The sequence below is a fragment of the Geofilum rubicundum JCM 15548 genome (assembly GCF_000974365.1).
GTDB lineage: Bacteria > Bacteroidota > Bacteroidia > Bacteroidales > Marinilabiliaceae > Geofilum > Geofilum rubicundum.
In genome coordinates this window covers 24,924-49,372 of the sequence record NZ_BAZW01000026.1, presented here as the reverse complement: position 1 = coordinate 49,372, position 24,449 = coordinate 24,924, and the positions used below count along the sequence as shown (strand labels likewise).

Genomic DNA, 24,449 nt, shown 5'->3' with positions numbered 1-24,449 from the left:
GTGAACTTATATGCCTATGTGGAGAATCCATTTACCCCTCAGGCGAAATTTAATTTTGAATTGTACCGTAAGCATGTGGGATTCGCCCAGCGTATTATGGACGACATCATTGATCTGGAACTGGAGAAGATTGATGCCATTATTGAAAAAATTGATGCCGATCCCGAGGGAGAAGAGGTGAAGCGTGTGGAGCATAATTTGTGGTCGAATATCCGCCACAAGGCGACGGAGGGTCGCCGGACCGGTGTTGGTATCACCGGCGAAGGAGATATGCTGGCGGCACTTGGTTTGATTTACGGAACCGACATTGCTACGGAATTTTCGGTAGAGGTGCATAAGAGTCTGGCCTTGGCGGCCTATGGTGCCTCGGTGGAATTGGCCGAGGAACGTGGTGCTTTCCCTATTTACAGCGCTGAACGTGAAAAGAATAATCCATTTGTGCAGCGCATTAAGGAGGCTGATCCTGCTTTGTATGCCAGAATGGCCAAGAGTGGTCGACGGAACATTGCTTTGCTGACCATTGCACCGACGGGTACAACCAGTCTGATGACCCAAACCACCAGCGGTATTGAGCCGGTGTTTATGCCGGTGTACAAGCGCCGCAGAAAGGTGAATCCCAATGATCCGGAGACGCGTGTGGACTTTGTGGATGAGGTGGGCGACAGCTGGGAGGAGTATCCGGTGTTTCACCATAAGTTTTTGATTTGGATGGATGCCAATGGGCACGATTCGAAACGCAAATATACCAGCGAAGAGTTGGATGAACTGGTGAAGCAATCGCCTTACTACAAAGCGACGTCCAATGATGTGGACTGGTTGAGCAAGGTGCGCATGCAGGGCCAGGTGCAGAAGTGGGTGGATCACTCCATTAGCGTAACCATTAACCTGCCCAACGATGTGAATGAGGAGCTGGTGGGCCAGTTGTATGTGGAAGCCTGGAAGAGCGGATGCAAAGGGGTGACGGTCTATCGCGACGGTTCTCGTGCGGGTGTGTTGATTTCGGGCAATGAAAAGAAGAACGATGAAGGAGGCTACAAGTTCCCGAAAAAACGTCCCCAGATTTTGGAGGCGGATGTGGTGCGTTTCCAGAACAACAAGGAGAGGTGGATTGCTTTTGTGGGTCTGCTGGATGGCCGTCCCTATGAAATATTTACCGGTCTGGCCGACGATGAAGAGGGTATTTTGGTGCCTAAGTCGGTGCAGAAGGGAAGCATTATCAAGAATTACGATGAAGACGATACTTCCCGCTACGATTTCCAGTATGTGAACAAGCGGGGTTATAAAACCACCATTGAGGGCTTGTCCTTTAAGTTCAACAAGGAGTTCTGGAACTATGCAAAGTTGATTTCAGGTGTATTGCGCCACGGCATGGCCATTGAAGATGTGTTGAATCTGGTGGCCGGACTGCAACTCGATAATGAGAACATCAACAACTGGAAGAATGGTGTGGAACGTGCCCTTAAAAAGTATATTCCCAATGGTACCAAGGCCAAGAAGGGCCACTGCGAGAATTGTAACTCGGACAGTCTGGTGTATCAGGAAGGGTGCTTGATTTGTCAGGATTGTGGGAGTTCGAAGTGTGGGTGATTTGGTAAGGAAGGGTAGGAAGGGTAGGAAGGGTTGATAGGGTGAGAAGGGTAGGAAGGGTGAGATGGGTGAGATGGGGTTTGATGGGACGATTTATGACTACGGCGAGCTTACAACGAAACGATGTCGAGTAGATACATAGGAATGTTTAAAAAAATCCCCGGTCGATTTGGACCGGGGATTTTTTTATTGGATGGTGATTTTTTGGCGTTGCAGGTTGTTGGGGGTGGTGACTTCTAAGATGTATATGCCGGGGCTGAGGCCGGCGATGTTTAGTTGGTGGGACAGGCCACGGGCGGATTCGCGTCTGACGGTTTGTCCATGCGTGTTGTAAAGTACGACCTGAGTCATGGCTTGCGAGGCGGCAATGTTGAGCTGATGACTGGCGGGCACCGGAAGATGTTTAAAATGGTGGTCGCTTCAGGTGCCTGGCTGCTGGTGCTGACGCGATAGCCTTCAACGCTTACATTGTCGAAACGGTTGTTGCCGGAGGTGCCGGATACAGTGGGTCCTGTGAATTCAATTTTTACGGTGAACGCATCGTTGTTTTCTACGGCCGGTAGGTTTGAAAAATCGAGTTCAACGTGCTGATACAGCTCGGTGATGAGCAGGTCCTCTTTGAAGAGGATCCAGTTACCGGTGCTGGAGGTGCGGTACCAGATGTTTTGAAATTCGGCCCCGCTGCCGGTGCGGGTAACGGCATAGCTCAGAAGGATATCTTCGTAGCCCGCGGTGGGAATGAAGAGTTCCAGGTGGCGGGTGTCGGAGGGGTTCCGCACCCGCAGGGCACGGACGGCTTCAAAATTGTTGCGGGCATTGATGGCGGAGCCATCATCCACGCGATCCATATACCCATCGCCGGTGCCGGGGTAGGAAATGGAAACCTGGGTTTCCATTTGGGTATAATCCGCCTGCAAGGGTGCCAGCAATCCCTCCGGCAGATTGTTAAAATGCCAGTAATGAATCAGGTGGTATTCGGTGGCGTTGAACACGGCGGTAACATCGGTGTCGGCCTCTAAGTGGAGGATTGTTTCTTTTTCGGTCACATGGTTGCCATTGATGAGCCAGTGCGAAAAGCGGTAGCCGGGTTCGTCTGCGGCTGTGAGGGTGACGGGGACATCTAAAAAGTAGGTGCCCGACCAGGGAAAGGGGGTTTCCGGATTGGGGAGGCCGGCCATGTCGCTGTCGATGGTGATGGTGTTGACGGTGACTTTACCGCCATGACCTTCCCGGTTGACGGTTAAAAGGGCTGTGCCCGATAGGCCGAATTGATTGCCCGTATGGGTCAAGACGTACTCTGGACGTTCATCGGCAAAGGTTTTAATGGCATGGCCGGGGTCGCCGCCGCTGTCCCAGCGGTTGTAGTGTTCGATACGTGAACTGGCCAGTTGCGCATTGTATTCATTTACTTTTTGTTGGATGTAGGCGGGACTGAAACAGCTGTTGAGCTGATCGGTGACAATGTTGATGAACTGGTTTTTAAAATTCGTGTTGCGCAATAATCTTTTAAAGATGCGGGATGACGGATCATTGGCATGGTCGATCACCCGGTTGAGTCCATCCTGCCATTGATTGGTCCCCCAGATGTTCATGCCAAAATCGGTGTCGTAAAGCATCCATCGCCAGCGACCGTCGTGCCCCTCTGGTGCATCCGGGGTATATACACCTGTGCGGTCGCGCCAATAGGTCATGTTGTTTTGTGGCCAGTCGCTGTTGTAAAAGTAAATTTGTGCGGCGTAGTAGTTGGCCAGGTTTTCAATATCCACGCGTTCGCTGATCCACTGGTAGTGGAGGTTGTTCGCCGGGTCATTGTTTTCTGCGTAGTCCACAATTTCAAAAAACTGGGTCCGGTCCTCCGGTACGCCCTGGTCCACATTGCCCCAGGCATCCAGGATGGCGGCGTCATCGGGGTTAATGCCATAGTGGCTTTCCAGATAGTATTCGTCGTAACGTTCGCGCATGTTGATGATGCCCCAGTATTCGCCGTTGATGAAGTGAATCACCGGATTGTAGGCCATGGTGGCCAGGGGCAAATCCTTGGCCAGGTCTTGCATGAGGGCATCCCGATAAAGGGTGATGTTGTAGTCGTTACCTGAGTTTCGCAGAACCACTCGCCTGAAATCGGTGACTGGTTGGTTGACATCTCCCCTGGGCGTCAGGTCCCCAAAGAAGGGATAGGTGAAGGTGTCTCCTGTGCCGTAAGCGTTGCGGGCATATAAGCGAAGGGATTTGCGGTAGTAGGCGCGGGTCCAGCTCCATGAACCCGAATGCCAACATTGTGCTTGTAAACGGGGTCTCCGTTTTTCGGAAAATATTCGAAATGGGCCGGTTTCTCCCAGGCGTCTCCACGCTGGTTGTAGTTGGCGGGACGCCCGTCGTTCCAGCTATTAATGGAATTATTGGCCACCCACTCGTCGGCATACACCCCGGGCACATAGATGCCGGTGTTGTAATCGAAGAGATCAGGCTCGTTGGTGGAGATGGAAACGACCGGTAGATCGTATCTGTTGTCTCCTTCCGCCGTAATGAAATAGGTATGCGTATCGGTATGTGGCGTCAGGGCATTGTCTTTGACGGCCTTCGCCCGGATGACAGTTCCTTTGTAGATGTTTTGATTCGGGTAACGGGGTGAATCGGTATAGCGGGCATTGATGCCTGCCAGTTGGTAGGGCGCCCCTGAGCGGTCGGTGATGCTGATGGGGCCTGTATAGACGTGCGTTTGGGTTGATCGGCTCAGGAATCCACCTGAAGGGTAATTGTTTTTATAGGTATAGCTTGTTCCGGTGGTATTGTCCGGATCGGGTTCGGAACCATCGAGGGTGTAATAGATGGTAGCGGTCGGGTCATCTGAATGAATGTTCAGATCAAAAGCCGAGGTGTAAAATCCGCCGGTATGTGAAAAGGTGATGTTGCCCGATAAAATTTCGTTATAGCCGCTGGTGGTATTGGCTTCACCGGGTGTGGGTGCATCGAAGAAAAAGAAGCCGGCCTCTCCATCCCTTAAACCGTAAGAGAGGTCGCTGGCCAACTCCACCGGCGGGATTTGATGGATGCTTACTCCTTGTGGATTGGTCAGAAGCAATGGCTCGCCACTGGAAGAAATGGCAAAACTGGTATGCAGTTCACCGGCTGGGGTGTATAGGTGGTTGGCCGACATGGGGCGCTGAATGGCGCCGCTGGGACGTTGCCAGCCAATGGCCAGATTGTCACCGCCGCCTTCTTCTTTCATGAGGGCAGATATGTAATAGTATTCGCCGGCTGTCAGGTGAACCGGGTCCGCTTGCTGAGAATCAAACTTGTCCCACTCGCGGCTGTTGGTCCACGCAGGAACACTGGCTATCAACTGGGCATTGCCGGGTTGATCATCCGAACTCAAATAAAGGTGCCCATTGTCGTCACTGGCGATCCAAAAAGTGTAGTTGCCGGTTTCAGGGGCCAGTAACAGACCATGTAGTCGCTGCCCGTAATCGTCATTGATATCCGTGGGTGCTTCAAAAAAATCGGTGATGGTTGTGTGGTAGGAAGGATTACCGGGATAATTGGAACTGCTGGTCAGGTGGCTGATGGTGGTGCCGGACAGGTCGAGGAAGACTTCCTGACGAAGGCCGCTTGTGAGGCCATTCTGATCGGGTTTCCGGTCTTTGCCGGAAGCCCAGACCATCAGAAACTCCCCCGACTCCAGAGTGATGGACGGGAACACCCATTTGAAGGGATCACCGTCGTCATCCGACAGGCCCCAACCTTCCAGATTCACAGGAACATCGGAATGGTTGGTGATTTCTATCCAGTCCGAAAAATCCCCGTCTTCATCCGAAATCGTATGGGAGTTGGAAGCCATGAATTCACTGATGGCCACTGCCGGTGGCTCCTGTGCTGAAAGTGGCACGGTGGTATAGGTAATCAGGACGGTCAGGAGGATCAGCGGGAGGTATTTCGTTTGGTATGTCAGCATAGCGTATAGACTAAGTTTTTAGGGGGTAAAAATAAGGTTTTTTTGTTAAAAAACCTAAAATTTAGAGACGCTCGACCGCTTGTCGGGATGCCGTATTTGATTACCTTTGTAGCCTTAAAATTGGAATCTATGAGTCAGCAAAAAATAAGGGTGCGCTTTGCCCCAAGTCCCACCGGTCCCCTGCACATTGGCGGTGTACGAACAGCTCTTTTTAATTACCTGTTTGCCAAAAAACAGGGCGGGACTTTTATTTTACGGATTGAGGATACCGACAGTACCGCTTTGTGCCCGGGGCAGAAGCCTACATCAATGAAGCGCTTCAGTGGTTGGGCCTGACAGTGGACGAAGGTGTTCAGGAGGGCGGTGCCTATGGACCCTATAAACAATCGGAACGGAAAGCCATTTATAAGGAATACGCCAACCGCCTGGTGGCGGATGGCTGGGCTTACTATGCCTTTGATACCCCTGAAGAGCTGGAGGCCATTCGTTCGGCGTATGAAGCGGAGAAAAAGACTTTTGCCTACGATATTCAGACAAGAAACACCTTGAACAATTCCTTGAACTTGTCTGCCGATGAGGTACAGGCACGTATGGATAGCGGAGAACCCTATGTGATTCGCTTTAAAATGCCCGAGAATTATGAGGTGACGGCCGATGATTTAATCAGGGGACAGGTCACTTTTAATACCTCCACGCTGGATGATAAGGTGCTTTATAAGTCGGCCGACGAACTACCCACCTACCATTTGGCCAATATTGTGGATGATCATTTGATGGAGATATCACATGTGATAAGGGGTGAGGAATGGTTGCCATCCCTGCCTTTGCATGTCATGATGTATAAAGCCTTTGGCTGGAGTGACAGCATGCCGGCTTTTGCCCATTTGCCATTGATTCTGAAGCCCAGTGGTAAGGGGAAATTGAGCAAGCGGGATGGCGACAAGGAGGGTTTCCCGGTCTTTCCGCTGGCCTATACCTCACCTGCCGGTGAGCTGGCTTCCGGGTATCGGGAGTCGGGCTACTTTCCGGAGGCGGTCAATAACCTGCTGGCCTTTCTGGGATGGAATCCCGGCACCGAGCAGGAACTCTTTTCCTTGACGGAATTAACGGAAGCTTTTTCTCTGGAAAGGGTGAACAAGGCTGGTGCCCGCTTTGATCCTGAAAAGGCCAAGTGGTTCAATCACCAATATCTTGTTCAGAAAAGTGAGGCGGAATTGGCGGCCGATTTCAGGCCTCTTTTGAAGGAAAAGGGCGTGGCAGTAGAGACTGAGAAAGTAGAGGTGATTGTTGGTTTGGTGAAGGAACGGGTGAGTTTTGTGAGTGAACTGTGGGAACAGACTTTCTTTTTCTTTGAAGCGCCGACCGGATACGATGAAAAGGTCGCTAAGAAGCGCTGGAAGGGAGAAGTGCCTGCTTTTATGAAGGAGCTGGCAGACTTTTTTGAACAATCTGCTGCCTGGGACGCAACCGAATTGAAGGAAAAGGCATCAGACCTCATTAATGCCAGGGGAATAGGCTTTGGCAATGTGATGAATGCTCTGCGTTTGGCACTGACCGGAGGTGCTTTTGGACCTGATTTGTTTACCATTGCAGAGCTTTTAGGCCGGGAGGAAACGGTTAAAAGGGTGCAGATGGCCATTGAAAGGCTGGATCTTTGATTTTATCGCCCGCAATTTTCAGGATTTTTTATTTCTGAAGGTCGTTTTAAGCCGTTGATTGGCCGTAAATTATAGCTCAGATTTTAACAGCTTAGGTGGCGGATGTTCTTTTTTTGATGAAATGGACATCTTTGGCGCCCAGTGTTTACAATTTTTTAAGGTATTTCACGTTTGATACAACGGGCTTGAAATATGCCACTATAACGTGATTGGTCGGTGAGCACAGGGATTTGTTTAACCGAATAATTGTTATTTCCGACTCGCCAAATGGGTGGGGGTGAGGAAGCGTGAGCGTACCCTATGATATGGTTTACTAGAAGTAATTCGTTTAATAACAAGTGTTTAACATGAGAGTTTTTTTTATTCTGATGTCTGTATGTCTGCTATTGGTCGGGCCAATTTGGGGACAAAATATCAACCCTGCTTCGGTGGATGTTTCGGCGTTGAGTGAGGGACAAATTCAGAGATTGATTGCAGAGATGCAGAAAAGAGGCATGACGGAAGATCAGGCCTTGGCCTTGGCACGTGCCAAGGGTGTGAGTGAAGAGCAAATCAATCTGTTGCGACAACGGATGTTGTCCGTTAACACCGATCAGGATATTTCCAGGAGCTCAGAAACCGGTCTGGATTTGGAGTCGGGTTTTTCGTCTGATTTTTTGTTTGGCGGTGACGGTCAATTCTCTGAGAAAGCCTTTTTTATTCCCACGCAAGAGGAGGAGCGCTTATTTGGTTTCCAGCTTTTTAACAGTGAAAACCTGTCCTTTGAGTCCGGAGCTAACTTTCCGGTTACCGATGCCTACCAAATTGGGGTTGGAGATGAATTTCGCATTGACGTATACGGCGCATCGCAGCAAAGCTATGTGGCCATTGTGGATAAAAATGGCCAGATTCGGATTCCCAATGTGGGACCCGTAGGTGTGGGGGGGCGACAATTGGGTGTTGCCCGTGAAATGATTCAGGAAAAGCTGGCGCTCATTTATCGGGATTTAATTTCTGATCCGCCCCGAACTTTTGCCAATATTCATTTGGGATCGATACAGCCGATTACGGTAAATGTCATTGGTGAAGTATTTGCGCCGGGGACTTATTCTTTGCCGGGTAGCGCGACGGCATTTAACGCACTTTATTTATCGGGAGGTCCCAATATTCGGGGAACGTTTAGAAATATTCAGGTGATTCGCAATGGTGAGGTTATTCAGCAATTGGATGTTTATGATTATCTGATTAATGGCAATGGATCGGTTAATGTTGTTCTTAACGATGGCGATGTGATCATGGTACCTACCTATAATCGCCGGGTACGCGTTGGTGGTGAACTCATTCGCTCTGGGATTTTTGAGTCCAAAGAAGGGGAGACGCTGGCTGAATTACTTGATTTTGCCGGTGGGTTTAACGAAACGGCCTATCGAAACAGGGTGGAACTTTATCGTAACAATGGTCGTGAGCGGGTCATGAAGGATGTACTGCCGGAAGGCTTTGCCGATACCGGATTGCAGAACGGAGACAGCATATACGTAGGTAAGGTTCTGGATCGTTTTGCCAACCGTGTCACCATCAAGGGGGCTGTTTTTCGTCCCGGAACTTTCGAATTGTCGGAAGGCATGATGTTGAGCGATCTGATTGCGCGGGCCGATGGGGTTCGTGAGGATGCTTTTGTCGAGCGTGCCTTGATATTGCGTCGCAATGAAGACCTGACCATGACCAATGTGTCATTCAATGTTTCCCGCGTGGTTTCGGGAGCTTCAGATGTCGCCCTTCAGCGTGAGGATGTGGTGACCATCTCGACCATCGATGATATGCGAGAAGATCGATCTGTCAGAATAATGGGGGAAGTGCAGCGCCCAGGCCGTTTTGATTACCGGGAAAGCATGTCGCTGGGTGATTTGATTATGCTATCTGGTGGTTTTAAAGAACGGGCATCGGAAAGTTACATTGAGGTGACGCGTCGCTTGAGCTACGAAGAGGCCGCTGACCCCGGCGCTGTTTCGGCACATCTTTTTCAGTTCACCATTCCCAGAAACCTGACTTTAAACAGTGAAGATGCCGCCTTTGAGTTGGCACCTTTTGATGAGGTCTATGTACGAAGAGCTCCGGGTGGCATTCGAGAAGGAAGTGTTCGTGTTAACGGTGAGGTGCATTATTCCGGAGAATATGCTTTGGTCAAAAAGAATGAGCGTTTGTCCGATTTAATTAAGCGCAGCGGTGGATTTACTGCAGAGGCATACTTGCCCGGGGCGATGTTGACACGCCCTATCAGTCTGACCGCCAAAGAGCGTCGATTACGAGAATTTGCCCGTTCCCAGAATGAGGGATTGGAATTGAATGAAATGAATTTTGAAGTGGTGGGGGTGGATCTGAGCAAAGCGCTGAACAACCCCGGAGGCCGGGATGACATTTATTTGCGCGATGGCGATGAGCTCGTCGTTCCCCGTCGCAACCAAACGATACAGGTGGGAGGCGGAGTGCTCAACCCTTTGAGCATGCCTTTCATCGAAGGACGCGGTGTTAAGTACTATGTAAAAAACAGTGGGGGTTTTGCCTTGCGTGCCAAGCGAAACCGTACCTACGTTATTTATCCCAATGGCAGTGCCGGTGCTACCAGCAATTTCCTGTTCTTTCGCTCTTATCCCAAAATAACGCCTGGAAGTGAAATTGTGGTGCCTCAAAAGCCAGAGAGGGAATCTCTGCCCGTTACGGCATGGATTGCCATAGGCAGCGGCGTTTCAACCATCGCGCTGACGTTGGTGACAATGATTAATGCGTTGTAGGGCTAGGTCTTTCTATGTCATTATTAATGAATTAACTCGAGGGATCCCGTTTAATATTTTATGTCGAATATGAAAAAGTTATTTATAGAGGGATGGACCAGGAAGGATTATCCTCCGATTTTGGTAGATAACCAATTGAAGATTCTTGGACTTCTGAAATCTTTGTGGCTTGGGCGTGGGGTCATTCTATCCATGATTTTCTTTTTTGTGGTATTGGGAGTGTTGATAGCACTTCTGAGTCCTGAACGTTTTCAGAGCCGGGTAGTAATTTTGCCCCATTCCGAATCTTCCGATAGGAGTCTAGGGGGATTAGGAGGGTTGGCTAATTTGGCCGGTGTTGACTTGGGAGGAATGATGATAGGGAGTTCCTCTGAGTTGTCACCGATGCTATATTCTGATGTTGTTTATAGCACTCCATTTATAATTCAATTGATCAACTCATCGTTTTTTTTTCCAGAAGAAAATGATACGATGACGTACATTGACTGGATGAGGAATGATTCGGTTGCAGGTATAGGTAAAACAATTGTTAAATATACAGTCAAACTGCCATGGACAGTTAAAGAATTGATTTCTTCGCCCGTTGAACAAGTTCCATCTTCTTGGATACAGGATTCTACCAGTTTTATTCTGATTGATGAGATAACTTCTCAGTTCGTGGATAGGATTAAAGAGGATGTTTCGGTTGTGCTCAATGAAGATAATGGATTAGTTTCTATCACAGTTAATTCACATGACGCCCTTTTGTCAGCGCAGTTGACAGAAAGGGTACAGCAGATGCTGGAGGATTATATTGTTGAATATAAAACGAGCCAGTCAAGATTAAATCTTGAGTTTATTGAGGAACAATATCGAGAAAAGAGAAGTGAATTTGAAACGGTACGAGCCGAACTGTTTGAATACCGGGATGCAAATCGAAACAGAGTAAGTGAAAGAGATGATTTTCGACATCAACTACTTCAAGACAAATATTCCTTAACACAGATGCTCAATAATAATTTGGCCGAGCAAGTTGAGCAAGCAAAAATTAGTGTTAGTAGGGATACGCCTGTCTTTTCAGTGATTGAACCTGTAAAAGTGCCTATTGAGAGGTTCTCTCCTAAACGTTCTAGAATTGTCCTGACTAGTATTCTCTTGGGAGCAATTATGGGTGTGCTTGTTTTGTTGGGTTTTAGAGTTGGATATCTAGTTCGTGATAGATGGTAGTAGGGGCTTTATTGCGTGTAAAATGGGATTTTTAATTTGAGAGCTGGAATAATTCTTTTGCTGACCCTGATTTACTTCCTGCAGGGAGTAAATTCAGGGGCACCTATTGTCCTAGCCTTACTAGGCGTGGTGCTCTTGTTTTCGTTTACGCAGAGAATTGCTATTCCATTTTATTTTATTTTGATCATTTTGGTCTATTTGCCTTTCCTAATAATAGGCATATCTAATAATCATACCGATCCTCAGATTGATATTAAATTTCAATTGTTTTACTTGATTTTTTGGTTAGCTCTAATTCAATTCCGTGATATATATATAGTTGAGGTTTTATATATAATAAATGCATTGGTTTTGCTTCTTTATATCGCTCTGAGTTTTAACCTGATCCCCAATTTTTGGAGCTGGGGGACTTTTGGATTGGGAGGAAGAATGTATGGACCACCAATTATCAGTGTAATACTGCTATTGTTTTTTTATGTTATTAAAGAGAAGCCACTTGATTGGATTGCCTTCTCAGCTTTTATAATTGGTTTGGCAAGTATCGTATTGACAACAAATTTTATGAACCTTATTATTGTGGTTGGTCTATTTTTGCTACTTGCTTTGGATTTTCAATCTATTGGGAAGACTGCGGGGGCTGTTATTGTTTTGGTTTTATCGGGTTATGTTTTTAGGGATTTTCTGCCAGATATTTTAGCATCCAAAATGAATTATTTATTCAGACCATGGGAGTATGCCAGTTTCCAGATGAGGATTATTGATCTGGTGCAGGTGTTAGGCAATACTCGATTTGATTTTGAAACTATTTTTTTCGGAGAGGGTTTTGGGGCTACTTCCCGGGTTTTCCGGGTTAACACCATCGCTCCGTCCTTAAGTGGTTACTATAATTTCCATGAGATTGACAATGGTTTTTACTATGTTTTTCATAGAGGAGGATTGGCATTGCTTTTGATATTTTTTTTGAGCCACTATTTTTTATTGAAACTAATTCCAAGTCTTAAAGGGCGGTTGGCACTCGCTCTTATCGTTTTGGTAACGAACCTTCTGACTATTCATTATTTCACTTATTTGTTTTATTTATTAATTCCCTATTTAATCATTAAGGAGTGGGGGTTTAAGCGTGGCTTTTTAAAACTTGATGTGGGGTTATGATAATCAAGTCTATGACAATTGTTTCCTAAGAAGGATGTTTTAATGAATATTTTTATTCGAAGACCTTCAAAAGATTTGTGTTTTAGAATTTCTCAATAGGATTTTATGATAGAAAAAAAGAATTGGGATTCAAATTTCTTTGGGTATAATGTTGGACAATATAGAATTGAAGCTACAGGAAAGGTTGATGTAGATAAGATTATAGATGAATCTAAAGATTTTGTACTTACGTACATTTTTTCTAATAAGGAGCTTTTGATACCAGAGAGGTTAAAACTTGCTGATATTAGAATAACATGGCATAGATCATGTGATGAATTAATTGAATTTGATGATTTCGGTGATAATGGTTTTATCGAGGAATACAATGATATGATTCATTCGTATAACCAATTGTTGGAACTTGCATTTCTTAGTGGTAAGTATAGCAGATTCCTTGTTGATGAAAATTTCCAGAACAACGAATTTTCGTTGTTGTACAGTGAATGGCTTGGCAAGAGTGTCGATCATACAATAGCAAATATCGTATTGGTATATCGGATAGATGATCAGATTTGTGGGTTTGTAACCTTGGGAGCTAAAACTTTAACCACGGCAAACATAGGATTGATTTCTGTAAATGTTGATTATCAAGGCAAAGGGATTGGAAGTTGCTTGTTAAAGGCTGCTATGCGTTTTTGTCAGAAAAAAGGATTTGAAACGCTTGAAGTATCTACTCAAAGAAATAATTTGCCGGCAATGAAATTGTATGAGAGAAATGACTTTGTTATTAAATCGTTTGAATATATTTACCATATATGGAACAAATAATACCCTTTAACAAACCTCATATCACTGGCAAAGAAGTACACTATATATACGACGCGGTAGCATCCGGTCATATTTCCGGTAATGGGAAATACACAAAACTATGTCAAAGTTTTTTTGAAGAGCGGTTTGGGTTTAAAAGGGCATTGTTGACCACCTCCTGTACGGATGCCTTAGAAATGTGTGCCTTGTTGTTGGATATAAAAGCTGGTGATGAAGTAATTATCCCTTCTTACACTTTTGTGAGTACTGCATTAGCCTTTGTTAGACAAGGTGCTAAAATAGTTTTTGCCGATAGTCGCAGTGATCATCCAGGGATGGACGAAGAAAGGATTGAGGAGTTAATAACTGCTAAGACAAAGGTCATTGTGCCAGTGCATTATGCGGGGGTGTCATGTGATATGGCGAAAATAATGACACTGGCCAACAAGTACAATCTTTTTGTAGTTGAAGATGCTGCACAGGGAATTGATAGCTATTACATTAATACGGATGGAACAAAAGCAGCTCTAGGAAGCATAGGGCATCTTGCTGCCTTTTCTTTTCATGAAACAAAGAATATTCAGAGTGGCGAAGGTGGTCTTTTGGCGATTAATGATGAACGGTTTATTAAAAGGGCTGAGATAATATGGGAAAAAGGAACTAACAGAGCTGAGTTTTTTAGGGGTGAAGTTAATAAATATGGATGGGTGGATACGGGTTCAAGTTTTCTTCCATCAGAAGTAACTGCTGCATTTTTATGGGCACAGTTGGAGGAGTTGGATTTAATTCAGGAGAAAAGAATCCTGTTATGGAATACCTATTTTTCTGCTTTTACGAACTCTGATTTAAGGGAGGTTAGACTGCCTTCTATCCCTCACTATGCTACAGTTAACGGACATATGTTTTATTTAGTATGCAATAATGAGGAAGTTCGTTCTGGGTTAATTAGTAAACTTAAAAGGGACACCATTCATTCTGTTTTTCATTATTTAAGTCTTCATAGCAGCCCCTACTATAAAGATAAGTATATCGGCAAGGAACTGGTTAACTCAGATAAATATTCCCAGGCAATTGTGCGTCTGCCTTTGTTTTTTGATTTGTCTGTTATGGATGTTGAGCTTGTTTTAAAAAAAGTCAAGGAGTTTGTAAAATGATCATACATTTTGTGAAAGATGAAAAGATAATCGATCAGATCATTGAGAATTTTTTATTAGTCTCCCAACATAATGTTTTTCTAGTTTTTTCGAATGATGATACTGGAAATTTTAAGCATATTAGTTTTAATGATGAAGCAATTATTAAGGCCTATAATATCAAGCGAGATGATATAAATGAGGTGTTGATAATGAATGAAGCTCAAGCAATAGTGCTTCATTCTCTGGATTATTTGTTTACCAAAGTAATTGATAAAATTAATATTGATATCCGTATAGCATGGATAGCGTGGGGGTTTGAAATATATATGCATCCCAAAAACCGCCGAAATTTGTATGCTAAGAAGACGAAGCAGTTCTTAATCCAGAAAAGACCTCTTGTCCTGTTGAAATGGCATTTGACGAAGTGGAATTATTTAAGGTTCGTGACTAACAATGTCTTGAATTTGACTAATTCATATATTGACTTGCAAGAGAAATCTTTTAAAAGAATTCATTTTTTGGCGACTTATATTTATGAAGATTATGTTTTTTTTAAAAACTTATTTCCACACACTAATCTGAGTTATCATGAAGTTGCTTTTAGTACAATTCATCAATATCTAGCTGGCACAAAAGATCTAAAAATTGATGGGAAAGCCCGAAATATTTTGGTCGGAAACTCTAATTCTTTAGAATCTAATTATTTGGATGCCATAGATGTTCTTTATGGGGTTAAGGAGACTGGAACAATCTATTTTGTTTTGAGTTATGGAAATGATCCCGGACATAGTAGAGCTGTATTGAAAAAGGGAAAGAAAAAGTTAAAAGGCCGATTCCATCCTTTGCTTAATTTTTTAGATCGGGCTGAATACATAAAAATCCTTCAAAGTTGTTCTGTAGGAATCTTTTATCACTTCAGACAACAAGCGATGGGTAATATCATAGCTATGTTATATATGGGAGCTCGTGTTTATCTTTCTACGAAGAATCCAGCCTATCTTTATTTTAAAAGAAGCGGAATCGCAATTTTTAATATAGAAAACGATTTTGAGATATATGGCAACAGAACACTGGAAGTGCATGAGCAGATTCTAAACAGGGAAAAACTGGAACAAATGTTTTCCCGGGAGAAAGTTATAGGAGATCTGTATTCATTAACAATGGCGCTTTTAAATTAGTCATGATATTACGTAAAATTGCTGTGTCCGGGGCAAAGTGGTCGATTGTCGGCACTATTGGAAGTTCGTTGTTTCAATTAATTCAAATTTCTATTCTTACCAGGTTCTTGCCTAAAGAAGCTTTTGGTTTAGTTGCGATGGCTTTATTTGTGGTGCAGTTTACCAATGTCTTTGTTGATATGGGGATGTCTTCAGCTATCCTTCATCACCAAAATTCATCAAGTAAGGAGTATAGCAGTATTTACTGGCTAAATATCTTTATATCTGGTTTCTTGTATATTCTGCTTGTCTTGAGTTCGCCTTACATAGCTCAGTTTTATGAAGAGCCAGAAATACGTATGCTATTACCTGTTTTGGGGTTGAATCTGCTTTTTGTTGCTATGGGGCGGCAGCATCGAACTATTATGCAAAAGCGATTTCAATTTAAAGAGATCGCTCTAATTGATCTTATTTCATTTTTCTCAGGTGTTGTTTTAGCCATTATTTTAGCAATTTATGAATATGGCGTATATAGTTTAGTGTTTTCAACTTTAACTGCCTCTCTTGTATCCAATGCCTTATTTTTAATTCAAAATTTAAGACAGAATTCGATCTTGTTGCATTTTTGCCTAAAAGAAGTCAGACCATTTTTAAGAATTGGTGGCTTCTCTATGGGAAGTACATTACTTGATTTTTTTTCGCGGGAAACAGATGTGTTAATAATTGGAAAGATGTTGGGCGCAGAAAGTTTGGGCCTTTATAGCTTTCTAAGCAAATTGTAATTAAACTCTTTAGGGTTGTTAATCCTGTGGTTGTGAATGTTTTAAGTCCGTTGCTCTCAACTATTCAGAAGGATCGGGAGCGGCTGAAGATTTCTTATTTGAAAGTGATTAAGTATTTGGCGTTGATTAATTTTCCGACCTTTTTAATTCTGATTGTTAGTTCTAAGGAGATATTATATCTTTTATACGGCAGTGAATATGAAGATGGCTCATCGGTTTTAGTTTTCCTTGCCATTGCCTATTGTTTGGCATCACTGTCTAACCCTGTAGGAAGTTTGCAAATTGCAACTGGAAGAACAGACTTAGGGTTCAAGTGGACTATTTTCAGAGTTGTAATTTCTCCTATCTTTATATTTGTAGGGGCCCTTTTCGATATTGGAACGGTGGCTGTTTTGTATGCCCTTCTGTCCATAATTCTAATAGTTCCATTATGGTACGTTCAATTATTACCCATGGGGCAAATTCGTCTACTTGAGTATTTAAAACAATTTTTTAAGCCTTTCTTGTTCTTTATTGGCATGGTTTTAATTTCGAAATTGAAAATGTTTGACTTTCAATTGTTTGAAAGTGAAATTGTGAGCGTTTTGGTTAAAACTGGCACTGTTATTCTTATGTATTTAGTTTTCATGTTTGTTTTCGACTATAAGACGATAAAGGAACTATCTATTATTAAACTCCGCCTAAGAGTCTGATCCTTAAACGTCGCAAAGCATATGTGGGAATGCCGTTAGATCTTGCTTGGAAGGGTTCTTTTTAATGTTTTTTTTAGTTCTTCAATTTGATAATAGTTTTAAGTATGTCAATATTTATTTTGGATGTAATAAAATATCCTGGAAGAGACAATAGACAACCCTACACACTCACCTATTCAACTTCTACTAAGTTTGGAAATGATAAAATAAATTATGAGAATATAGATTACATTTTAGTTCTTGATGGAATTGTTCTTAATAAGAAACTTCTTTTTAACGAAGGTTCCGGTGAAGCTTGGAGTAATTATGTTATTTCTTTATATGATAAGTATGGAAGTTGTTTCTTTAGCAAGTTAAAAGGATCATATTACGGGTGCTTATTTGACAAAAAGAAGCAAAAATGGATTGTTTTTTCTGACCATATTGGGAGTAAGCCAATCTACTATTTTGAGAATCAGATTTTTTTCTGTTTTTCTAATAACTACATGGAGTTGTTGAAATATATAAAGGAGAAAAGTGTTTCAATTGGTTTAAATGAGAAGGCGGCCTATTTGGTACTTACCTATGGTTTTGTTTTTGAAGACCTAACTATTTGCAAGGAAGTTAAACGATTGATGATTGGTCATTTTGCTACCATTAAAGATAATTCATTATCGTTAACAGCATTTTATAAGTTAGGCCTTAACCCAATAGAAATATCCGAAGAGGAAGCTGTTGACCAAATAGATATTCGATTTCGAGCTGCTGTGTCTTTAGCATTTGAAAAGGACAAGGAATATGGTTATAAACATCTTGCTGCTTTAAGTGGGGGGCTTGACTCTAGAATGACCGTGTGGGTTGCTCATGATTTAGGTTATACCAACCAGTTAAATATTACCTTTTCTCAAAGTAATTATTTGGATGAAACGGTTGCGAAGCAAATATCTTCAGATCTAGAACATGAATGGTTGTTTAAATCATTAGATAATGGTATGTATTTAAAAAATCTGGATGAAACGACAGAAGTTACCGGGGGAAACGCTCTATATTCAGGATTAGCTCATGCCTTGAGCCTTTATAAATACATTAATTTTACTGATTTCGGATTACTTCATTCTGGGCAATTAGGAGATGTTGTGTTAGGGAGTTTTTCTAATATCAAAGCGCATAAGCATTATAAATTTGGCGATGGAGGCTACTCGCAAAAGCTTGTTCCTGTTCTAAAAAACTTCACGTTTAAAGACTTTTATCCAGATAAAGAGAATTTTAAACTTTACATAAGGGGCTTTAATGGGGCTAATCAAGGATTATTAGCCGCATTAGAATACACGGAGACATGGTCGCCCTTTTATGATATCGATTTTATGGAGTTCGCTTTAAGTATCCCTATAAAGCTAAGGAGCAAGCATCATATTTATAAAAAGTGGATTAATACGAAATACCCTAAAGCTGCTAAATATATTTGGGAAAAGGAAAAAGTTCCAGTAAACTATTCTTTAATGGTATCGTTTGGCGGAAAGCACGTGCCTCTCTCTCAACTTTATACCAAGCTTTTGTCAAAGATTGGCATTAACACCTATGGAAGTAATACAAAAAAGGATATGAATCCCTTAGGGTATTGGATTCATAACAATGAACAATTAAATTCCTTTTTAGAAAATTATTTCCGTGATCATATCGTATTGTTAAATAATTTTCCTAAGCTAAAAGGAGACTGTGAAAGATTATATTTTGATGGCACAGGTACAGAGAAAGCCCAAGTTTTGACACTGCTTTCCGCCTTAAATGTGTTTAAGAAATCTGGTTCATAATACAATGGAATCTAATACAAATGTTTTATACGTCGTGCCCGATTTGAAAAAGGTTTCAGGTGGGCCACGCAATAGGATAAGCCTTCTTGGGCAGGTGTTTAAGCATAAGGGGGACAGTATCATAGTGGGTGAAAAGAAGCTATTGAAAGCAATAAAATCCCCATCCGTTAATTTTACTTATGTTGAGTCCGCAACGAACAGGATAGCGTTAATAGATCTTTTATCATTGTCTATATTACGTTTAAAATCGAAAAGAGTCTTCGTTTTTATAAGAGATGTGTATTTTGATTTTTTTCCGGAGAATTACCGTTCTCCAAAAGGGCGCTTATTGACTTTGGCCAATCACATTACAAACCTTTTCTTTAGTTGGATTGCCGATTGTTTTTTCTTTCCTACCAATAAAATGGGAGCTGTCTTTTTTAGGAGGGGCACTTATGTTGAAAAGCCGTACTACCTGCTGCCTCCCGGGGTGCCTATTGGGCTTAGTAGACAGGATATGCCCGATTTTGGCGCAAGGCCTGGTATAGTATATTTGGGAGGTACTGGTTACAAAAATTCTGGCTTCGAACAGTTTTTGGAGTTTGCCAAGCTTTATCAGAAGTATTATGATTTTTTTGTTCTTTCAGGAGACAATAGTTTAAAAGAAGTTCTTTCTGATTTGCCTTATGTGGTCTGGACTCAATTACCTTTGCTCCAGATTCCGGATTTTTTGGCCCAGAATAACATTGCCTATGCATTTCATAGTCGGCCACGTAATGATTATGATGATTTAACTTTTCCAATAAAGGTGATGGATTTTTTGGCTTTAGGGCTGCCATTTGTGACAGAGAAGCATCTTCCATTGGTTGAGTTACTTGGAGTAGATTACCCTTTGTTTGCATCAGTGGCTGATTACAATAATATTCACCAAATGCTAAGTAATAATTACAATCCAGAGAGGTATAGGCTCTTGACGAATCGGTTTTTAAATATAGCTAATGAAAATGGTTATGAACAACGTTACGCTTATCTTCTGAGTGTTTTTTTATCTTATAATGAGTAACTTGAAAATTGTGGTTGTATCCAATATGTTTCCCACCGGAAAACAGCCACGTTATGGTATTTTTGTGAAAGAATGGTTGGACCAATTAAAAAATGATTGTACGTTCAAAATTAGCTCTGTCCTTATAAGAGGGCGTGGAACAAATATTATAGCCAAACTCGCTAAATACTTTGTTTTTTATTTACGAATATTATGGGTATTGGGTGATTCTAATGCTTTGTTTTATTTCCATTTTGGGAATCACTCTTTGTTGCCCTTATTGTTTTATAGAAAAAGAGTACTTAAAAGAGTGATAGTTAACTTTCATGGAAGTGATTTGTTTCCCGGACGTTGGGCTGGAAAGTTTTTGTTGCGCATTACAAGTACTTTTTTTTCCCATATTGGGGCTTTTGTTGTACCGTCTGCAGATTATGGCAGAACGTTTGCAGAAAATTATGGGATATCTTCGGAACAGATTTTTGTTTCTCCTTCGGGTGGTGTTGATAGTTTGGTTTTTCAACCTAATGGTGAAATTCAATCTGATGTTGTTCACATAGGGTTTGTGGGTCGCTTAGATCCCGGTAAGGGTTTTGATACCTTGATTAATGGTTTTAGCTTGCTAATTGAGAAATATGAGCAGCTTCATCTCCACGTTGTTGGATGTGGAAGTCTTGAGGAAATTTATCGGACAAAGGTGAACAATTCTAAAAAGTTAAAAGAGCATGTTACTTTTTATGGAGAAAAACCACGATCTCAGCTTACTGATTTCTATAATCATTTCGACATTTTTGTCTTTCCAAGTTTAAGAGAGAGTTTAGGGTTGGTCGGTCTTGAGGCCATGGCGTGCGGAACGCCCGTGATAGGAAGTCGAATTGATGGGATTTCTTCCTATTTAAAAGATGAGGTTAATGGAATTGCGTTTGAAGCTGGCAATGCGTTAGACTTATGTAATTCTGTGGAGAAGTATATTGGTTTGAGTATGGAGGAAAAAATTAGAATGAGGGGTTGTGCATTGCAAACTGCCACTTGTTATGATAAGAATAATGTAATGCTAAAAATGAAATATTTTATTAAGGAGGTATGGAAAAGGAATACTTAATTTTTAACACCCGAATTAATGCTTTAACAATGGATGAAACAGTCTCCTTAATCCTTGAAAGAATCAAAGAAGGTCGTTTTACCCAACAGATTTCTTTGAATGCGGCAAAGGTTGTCGCCATACAGGATGATATTTATTTACGGGAGTCCGTCCTTGATGCGGACATTATTAATGCGGATGGTATGTCGGTTGTTTGGGCGTCAAAATTTTTAGGAAAACCTCTTCCAGAAAGGGTGCCAGGCATAGATCTGATGTTAAGACTTTTGTCGATAGCCAAAGAGAATCAGCTTAAATGCTACTTTTTAGGTGCTGAAAGTAATATTTTAGCGAAACTTGTGTCTATTGTGGGGCAACGATATGGTAAAGAGGTGATTGGTGGATATCATCATGGTTATTTTGATGAAGAAAGGGATCTGGAGATAACCGACGAAATAGTTAATAGTGGGGCTGATCTCCTGTTTGTTGGTATTAGTTCTCCGAGAAAAGAATACCTGGTAAATAAGATAAAAAACAAAATTCAATTACCCTTTGTAATGGGGGTTGGCGGAAGTTTTGATGTATTGGCCGGTAAAACCAGAAGGGCTCCTATCTGGATGCAGAAATCAGGATTAGAATGGTTTTATCGGTTCATTCAAGAACCAAATAGAATGTGGAAACGATATCTTATTGGTAATAGTAAGTTTATTATTTTGGTACTTAAGGAGAAGTTGCATTCAATTTTTAAGTAGTGATATATAGTAAAAGAAAGCCTCCTTGTAATCGTTGATAATTACAAGGAGGCTTTTCATTGGAGGTCGGTGGCGGATTCGAACCGCCGTAGACGGTTTTGCAGACCGTTGCCTAGCCACTCGGCCAACCGACCGTTTAGAGTGTGCAAAAATACAAAATTATTCCATACGGCTATAGCTTTGGGCTGGTTTTTATGAAAAATATTAGCGCTCGAGGGTGACGCTGACGTTTTGCATCTGACCGCCCATGGGGGGATTCATTTTGGAGACTTTGACCCGGGCATGTAAAATGGCGGGAAAGTCATTCATCAGGCGCTCGATGATGCGGCCGGTAATGTGTTCCAGCAAGTGGGAGGTGATCATCATCTCTTCCTTGACGGCATCGTAGACTTTGACGTAATTGAGGGCATCCTGAATGCGGTCGGACTGCATGGGAAGGCTGACTTCGGTCTGCAGGGAGATGTTGACCAGGAAGCGGTTGCCGACCATTTGTTCTTCTTTAAAGCAGCCGTGATAGGCGTAAAAGACCATCTCTTCCAAATCGATGGTGGCGATATTTTGACTGGATTCCATTTGAGCTGTTGTTTGATTGATGGCGCGAAGATAATGCATCTCTTTTATACGGGCAACAGTGTTACCCGGGGATATAACAAAAGCCGGTTAAAACCGGCTTTTGTCTGTTTAAAGGCTGTGCTGCTTAAAGCAGTGGATGCTTTATTTAACGATGGTCATCTCATCAATCAGGTGAGTGGCACCGGCGAATTTGTCGATGATGAAAAGGACGTAGCGGATGTCTACATTGATGCACTTTTGCAGTTGGGTTTCAAAGGCGATGTCGCCACTCATGGCTTCCCAGTTGCCGTCGAAGGCCAGACCAATTAATTCGCCTTTGCCGTTGATGACGGGACTGCCCGAGTTGCCACCGGTGATGTCATTGTTGGAGGTGAAATTGACATACAGTCGGCCGTCGGCATCGGCATATGGTCCGTAGTCTCTCTTGGCGTGCAGCTCTTTGAGTTTTTCGGGAACGTGGAATTCGAAGTTCTCGGCATCTTCTTTTTCCATGACGCCTTCCAGAGTGGTGTAGTGCTTGTATATAACGGCATCACGTGGCTCGTAGTCGCCCACGCTTCCATAGCTCAAACGCATGGTGAAGTTGGCATCGGGATAGAAGACCTTTTCGGGTTGCATCTCCATCAAGCCCGCAATGAACAAACGGGAAGCCTCGTCAATATGCTGTCCGGCCTCCCGGTTCATTTTGAGTAGCTCGCGATACTGGTCCATGGCTGAAAGACCTGCTTTATAGGCTGGGTCCTTGATCAGCTTTTTGTGTTTGGGCTTGTCCAGAAAGTCGTTCAGTGCGGCTTCGCTGGCAAAAATGGATTGGTCGAATAGCTTATCGGCATAGGCCACAAAATTCCCTTTGAATTTTTTGTTGATCTCCTTGTAAAGGGAGGGATGGTATTCTGAGGGAATATCCAGTGCATAGCGGTTGAGCATGGCGGCGAGGACCTTGCGGTCGGTGCCGGCACTGTAATCCTTATAGAAGGTCTTGGCCCTTTCCCGAAGTTCGGTGATGGCCGAGTCTGTTTTGGCCGGATCATCCTTTTTAAGGGCTTCTTCCAGGTCTTTGGCGTTGGTGGCAAAGGACAGGATTTCGGTGCCTCTGATGAGCGTTTCGCGCAGGTAGTTGCTGGCCAGGTAGTGTGCAGCGCGCGAGGTATAGGCCTCTTGTACCGTTGATAGGACATCGCCGTATTTTTTCTGGCGTGCTTCTGAGGCGGCTACCCATTGGGCAAACTCGGCTTCCAGCGATTGTTTTTGCGACAGGACGTCGAGGGCTTCCAGACCGCGGTTCATGCCAATGCTGTTTTTCCAGTAGTTGGAACTGCGGGAGAATTTGGTGGCATACTGTAAGCGGATTTGGTCGCTGGCGGCCATGTCTTCGGCCCAAATGTCCTGCTTTTCGCCACGTACGGTGATCAGGGTCTGGTTGGAAATATCCATGCGCTCTTCAATCCCCCATGAGCAGGTAGCGTTGCGTACTGCCCGGGTAACCAAGGGTCATGGCAAAGTCACCCTTCTCATAGCCTTTTAGGGAAACGGGCAAATGGTGCGCCGGTTGGTAAGGCACATTGTCGGCCGAGTAATCTGCCGGATTACCATCGGCATCTGCATATACACGGAAGAGGGCGAAATCACCTGTGTGGCGGGGCCACATCCAGTTGTCGGTGTCGTAACCAAATTTGCCAATGGAGCTGGGGGGGGCGCCTACAAAACGGACGTCGGTGAAGACTTCATACACCACCAGGAAGTACTGGTTGCCGGCGAAATAATCGCGCACCAACACCCGATAGTCGTTGTCGGCACTATGCGTGTCGGTAATTCTTTTGATACTGGCACGAATGGAATCGGCTCTTACGGTGGCGCTCATTTCGGGCGTAACGGTGGCCAGTACCTGAGCGGTGACGTCTTCCATTCTTTTCAGAAAGGTGACGCTGAGTCCCGGTGCCGGCAATTCTTCTTCAAAGGAGGCGGCCCAGAAGCCATCATCGAGGTAGTTGTTCTCCAAAGTGCTTAATTCCTGAATCTGTCCATAGCCACAGTGGTGGTTGGTCAGCAGCAGCCCCTGATCGGATATCATTTCTCCGGTGCAACCGCCGCCAAAAATGACGACAGCGTCTTTGAGGCTCGACTGGTTAACGCTGTAAATGTCTTCGGCCGACAGTTCCAGCCCCATTTCCTGCATGGTGTTCATATTGAGTTGCTGCACCAGTGGCAATAACCACATGCCTTCATCGGCTTTGACTTTAGCCGTCAGTGTTACCAGAAAAATCAGGGAAACTGTTAAAATTTTTCTCATTATCGTGTTTTTTATAATTGCTTTTAAGACACAAAAATAGCGAAAAATGCTTGGGAAATAGATGATATT

Annotated in this window: 17 protein-coding genes, 1 tRNA gene and 3 pseudogenes; 14 read left to right on the top strand and 7 right to left on the bottom strand. The window is 43.4% G+C overall.

Annotated elements, in window-relative coordinates:
- A complete protein-coding gene (locus JCM15548_RS25530) occupies window positions 1-1,587 on the top strand; it encodes a ribonucleotide reductase barrel domain-containing protein (RefSeq protein WP_262487037.1) in 1,587 nt (528 codons plus the stop codon).
- 186 nt (window positions 1,588-1,773) lie between these two features.
- On the opposite strand, the gene JCM15548_RS21160 is transcribed toward JCM15548_RS25530, so the two are convergent.
- The 4 genes and pseudogenes from JCM15548_RS21160 to JCM15548_RS12255 all read right to left on the bottom strand — a co-directional run bounded on the left by JCM15548_RS21160 (window position 1,774) and on the right by JCM15548_RS12255 (window position 5,539).
- On the bottom strand, window positions 1,774-1,980 hold the full coding sequence (locus JCM15548_RS21160; protein ID WP_157482720.1) for a T9SS type A sorting domain-containing protein: 207 nt from the start codon (window positions 1,978-1,980) through the stop codon (window positions 1,774-1,776).
- On the bottom strand, window positions 1,935-2,765 hold the full coding sequence (locus JCM15548_RS26355; protein ID WP_369403699.1) for an InlB B-repeat-containing protein: 831 nt from the start codon (window positions 2,763-2,765) through the stop codon (window positions 1,935-1,937). Before JCM15548_RS26355 ends, JCM15548_RS21160 begins: the two co-directional genes overlap by 46 nt.
- A 174-nt stretch (window positions 2,766-2,939) precedes the next feature.
- Window positions 2,940-3,779: pseudogene (locus JCM15548_RS26350) on the bottom strand (CotH kinase family protein); the annotation flags it as partial.
- Window positions 3,743-5,539 carry a lamin tail domain-containing protein gene (locus tag JCM15548_RS12255; RefSeq protein WP_062125737.1) on the bottom strand — a complete coding sequence of 599 codons (1,797 nt, stop codon included), beginning with the start codon at window positions 5,537-5,539 and terminating at the stop codon, window positions 3,743-3,745. The gene JCM15548_RS12255 and the pseudogene JCM15548_RS26350, both read right to left, overlap by 37 nt.
- 87 nt (window positions 5,540-5,626) lie before the next feature.
- Here JCM15548_RS12255 and gltX point away from each other — a divergent pair.
- From gltX to JCM15548_RS12190, 13 genes and pseudogenes are all read left to right on the top strand, one after another.
- Window positions 5,627-7,197, top strand: a pseudogene (gene gltX / locus JCM15548_RS12250) (glutamate--tRNA ligase).
- A 347-nt stretch (window positions 7,198-7,544) separates the two neighbouring features.
- Entirely contained in the window at window positions 7,545-9,965 is a 2,421-nt protein-coding gene (locus JCM15548_RS12245; RefSeq protein WP_062125734.1) for an SLBB domain-containing protein, read from the top strand.
- 69 nt (window positions 9,966-10,034) lie between these two features.
- A complete protein-coding gene (locus JCM15548_RS12240) occupies window positions 10,035-11,171 on the top strand; it encodes a Wzz/FepE/Etk N-terminal domain-containing protein (protein WP_062125732.1) in 1,137 nt (378 codons plus the stop codon).
- 36 nt (window positions 11,172-11,207) lie between these two features.
- Window positions 11,208-12,323 (top strand): hypothetical protein, encoded by a 1,116-nt coding sequence (locus JCM15548_RS12235; RefSeq protein WP_157482718.1) that lies wholly within the window; start codon window positions 11,208-11,210, stop codon window positions 12,321-12,323.
- Window positions 12,324-12,428: 105 nt separating this feature from the next.
- Window positions 12,429-13,133 carry a GNAT family N-acetyltransferase gene (locus JCM15548_RS12230; RefSeq protein ID WP_062125728.1) on the top strand — a complete coding sequence of 235 codons (705 nt, stop codon included), beginning with the start codon at window positions 12,429-12,431 and terminating at the stop codon, window positions 13,131-13,133.
- Window positions 13,121-14,266, top strand: coding sequence for a dTDP-4-amino-4,6-dideoxygalactose transaminase (gene rffA, locus JCM15548_RS12225; protein WP_062125727.1), 1,146 nt, complete (start codon window positions 13,121-13,123; stop codon window positions 14,264-14,266). Before JCM15548_RS12230 ends, rffA begins: the two co-directional genes overlap by 13 nt.
- 11 nt (window positions 14,267-14,277) lie before the next feature.
- On the top strand, window positions 14,278-15,426 hold the full coding sequence (locus tag JCM15548_RS12220; protein ID WP_162198232.1) for a TDP-N-acetylfucosamine:lipid II N-acetylfucosaminyltransferase family protein: 1,149 nt from the start codon (window positions 14,278-14,280) through the stop codon (window positions 15,424-15,426).
- A gap of 2 nt (window positions 15,427-15,428) precedes the next feature.
- Window positions 15,429-16,187: an oligosaccharide flippase family protein gene (locus JCM15548_RS25520; protein WP_062125723.1), complete on the top strand. Its 759-nt coding sequence runs from the start codon at window positions 15,429-15,431 to the stop codon at window positions 16,185-16,187.
- Window positions 16,188-16,219: 32 nt separating this feature from the next.
- Window positions 16,220-16,879 carry an oligosaccharide flippase family protein gene (locus tag JCM15548_RS25515; protein WP_262487030.1) on the top strand — a complete coding sequence of 220 codons (660 nt, stop codon included), beginning with the start codon at window positions 16,220-16,222 and terminating at the stop codon, window positions 16,877-16,879.
- Between the two features lie 104 nt (window positions 16,880-16,983).
- Complete coding sequence (locus tag JCM15548_RS12205; RefSeq protein ID WP_062125719.1) at window positions 16,984-18,669, top strand: asparagine synthetase B family protein; 1,686 nt, start codon at window positions 16,984-16,986, stop codon at window positions 18,667-18,669.
- Window positions 18,670-18,673: 4 nt separating this feature from the next.
- Window positions 18,674-19,711 carry a glycosyltransferase family protein gene (locus tag JCM15548_RS12200; protein WP_157482716.1) on the top strand — a complete coding sequence of 346 codons (1,038 nt, stop codon included), beginning with the start codon at window positions 18,674-18,676 and terminating at the stop codon, window positions 19,709-19,711.
- A gap of 10 nt (window positions 19,712-19,721) precedes the next feature.
- The gene (locus JCM15548_RS12195) at window positions 19,722-20,789 is read left to right on the top strand and encodes a glycosyltransferase family 4 protein (protein ID WP_227625762.1); all 1,068 of its coding nucleotides are present in this window, start codon (window positions 19,722-19,724) and stop codon (window positions 20,787-20,789) included.
- Window positions 20,771-21,517, top strand: coding sequence for a WecB/TagA/CpsF family glycosyltransferase (locus JCM15548_RS12190; protein ID WP_062125712.1), 747 nt, complete (start codon window positions 20,771-20,773; stop codon window positions 21,515-21,517). Before JCM15548_RS12195 ends, JCM15548_RS12190 begins: the two co-directional genes overlap by 19 nt.
- A 60-nt stretch (window positions 21,518-21,577) precedes the next feature.
- Here JCM15548_RS12190 and JCM15548_RS12185 read toward each other — a convergent pair.
- From JCM15548_RS12185 to JCM15548_RS12175, 3 genes and pseudogenes are all read right to left on the bottom strand, one after another.
- Window positions 21,578-21,651: transfer RNA gene (locus tag JCM15548_RS12185), tRNA-Cys, on the bottom strand.
- A gap of 70 nt (window positions 21,652-21,721) precedes the next feature.
- A complete protein-coding gene (folB, locus tag JCM15548_RS12180) occupies window positions 21,722-22,090 on the bottom strand; it encodes a dihydroneopterin aldolase (RefSeq protein ID WP_062125710.1) in 369 nt (122 codons plus the stop codon).
- A 141-nt stretch (window positions 22,091-22,231) separates the two neighbouring features.
- Window positions 22,232-24,380 (bottom strand): annotated as a pseudogene (locus tag JCM15548_RS12175) (S46 family peptidase).
- Window positions 24,381-24,449 lie beyond the last annotated feature (69 nt).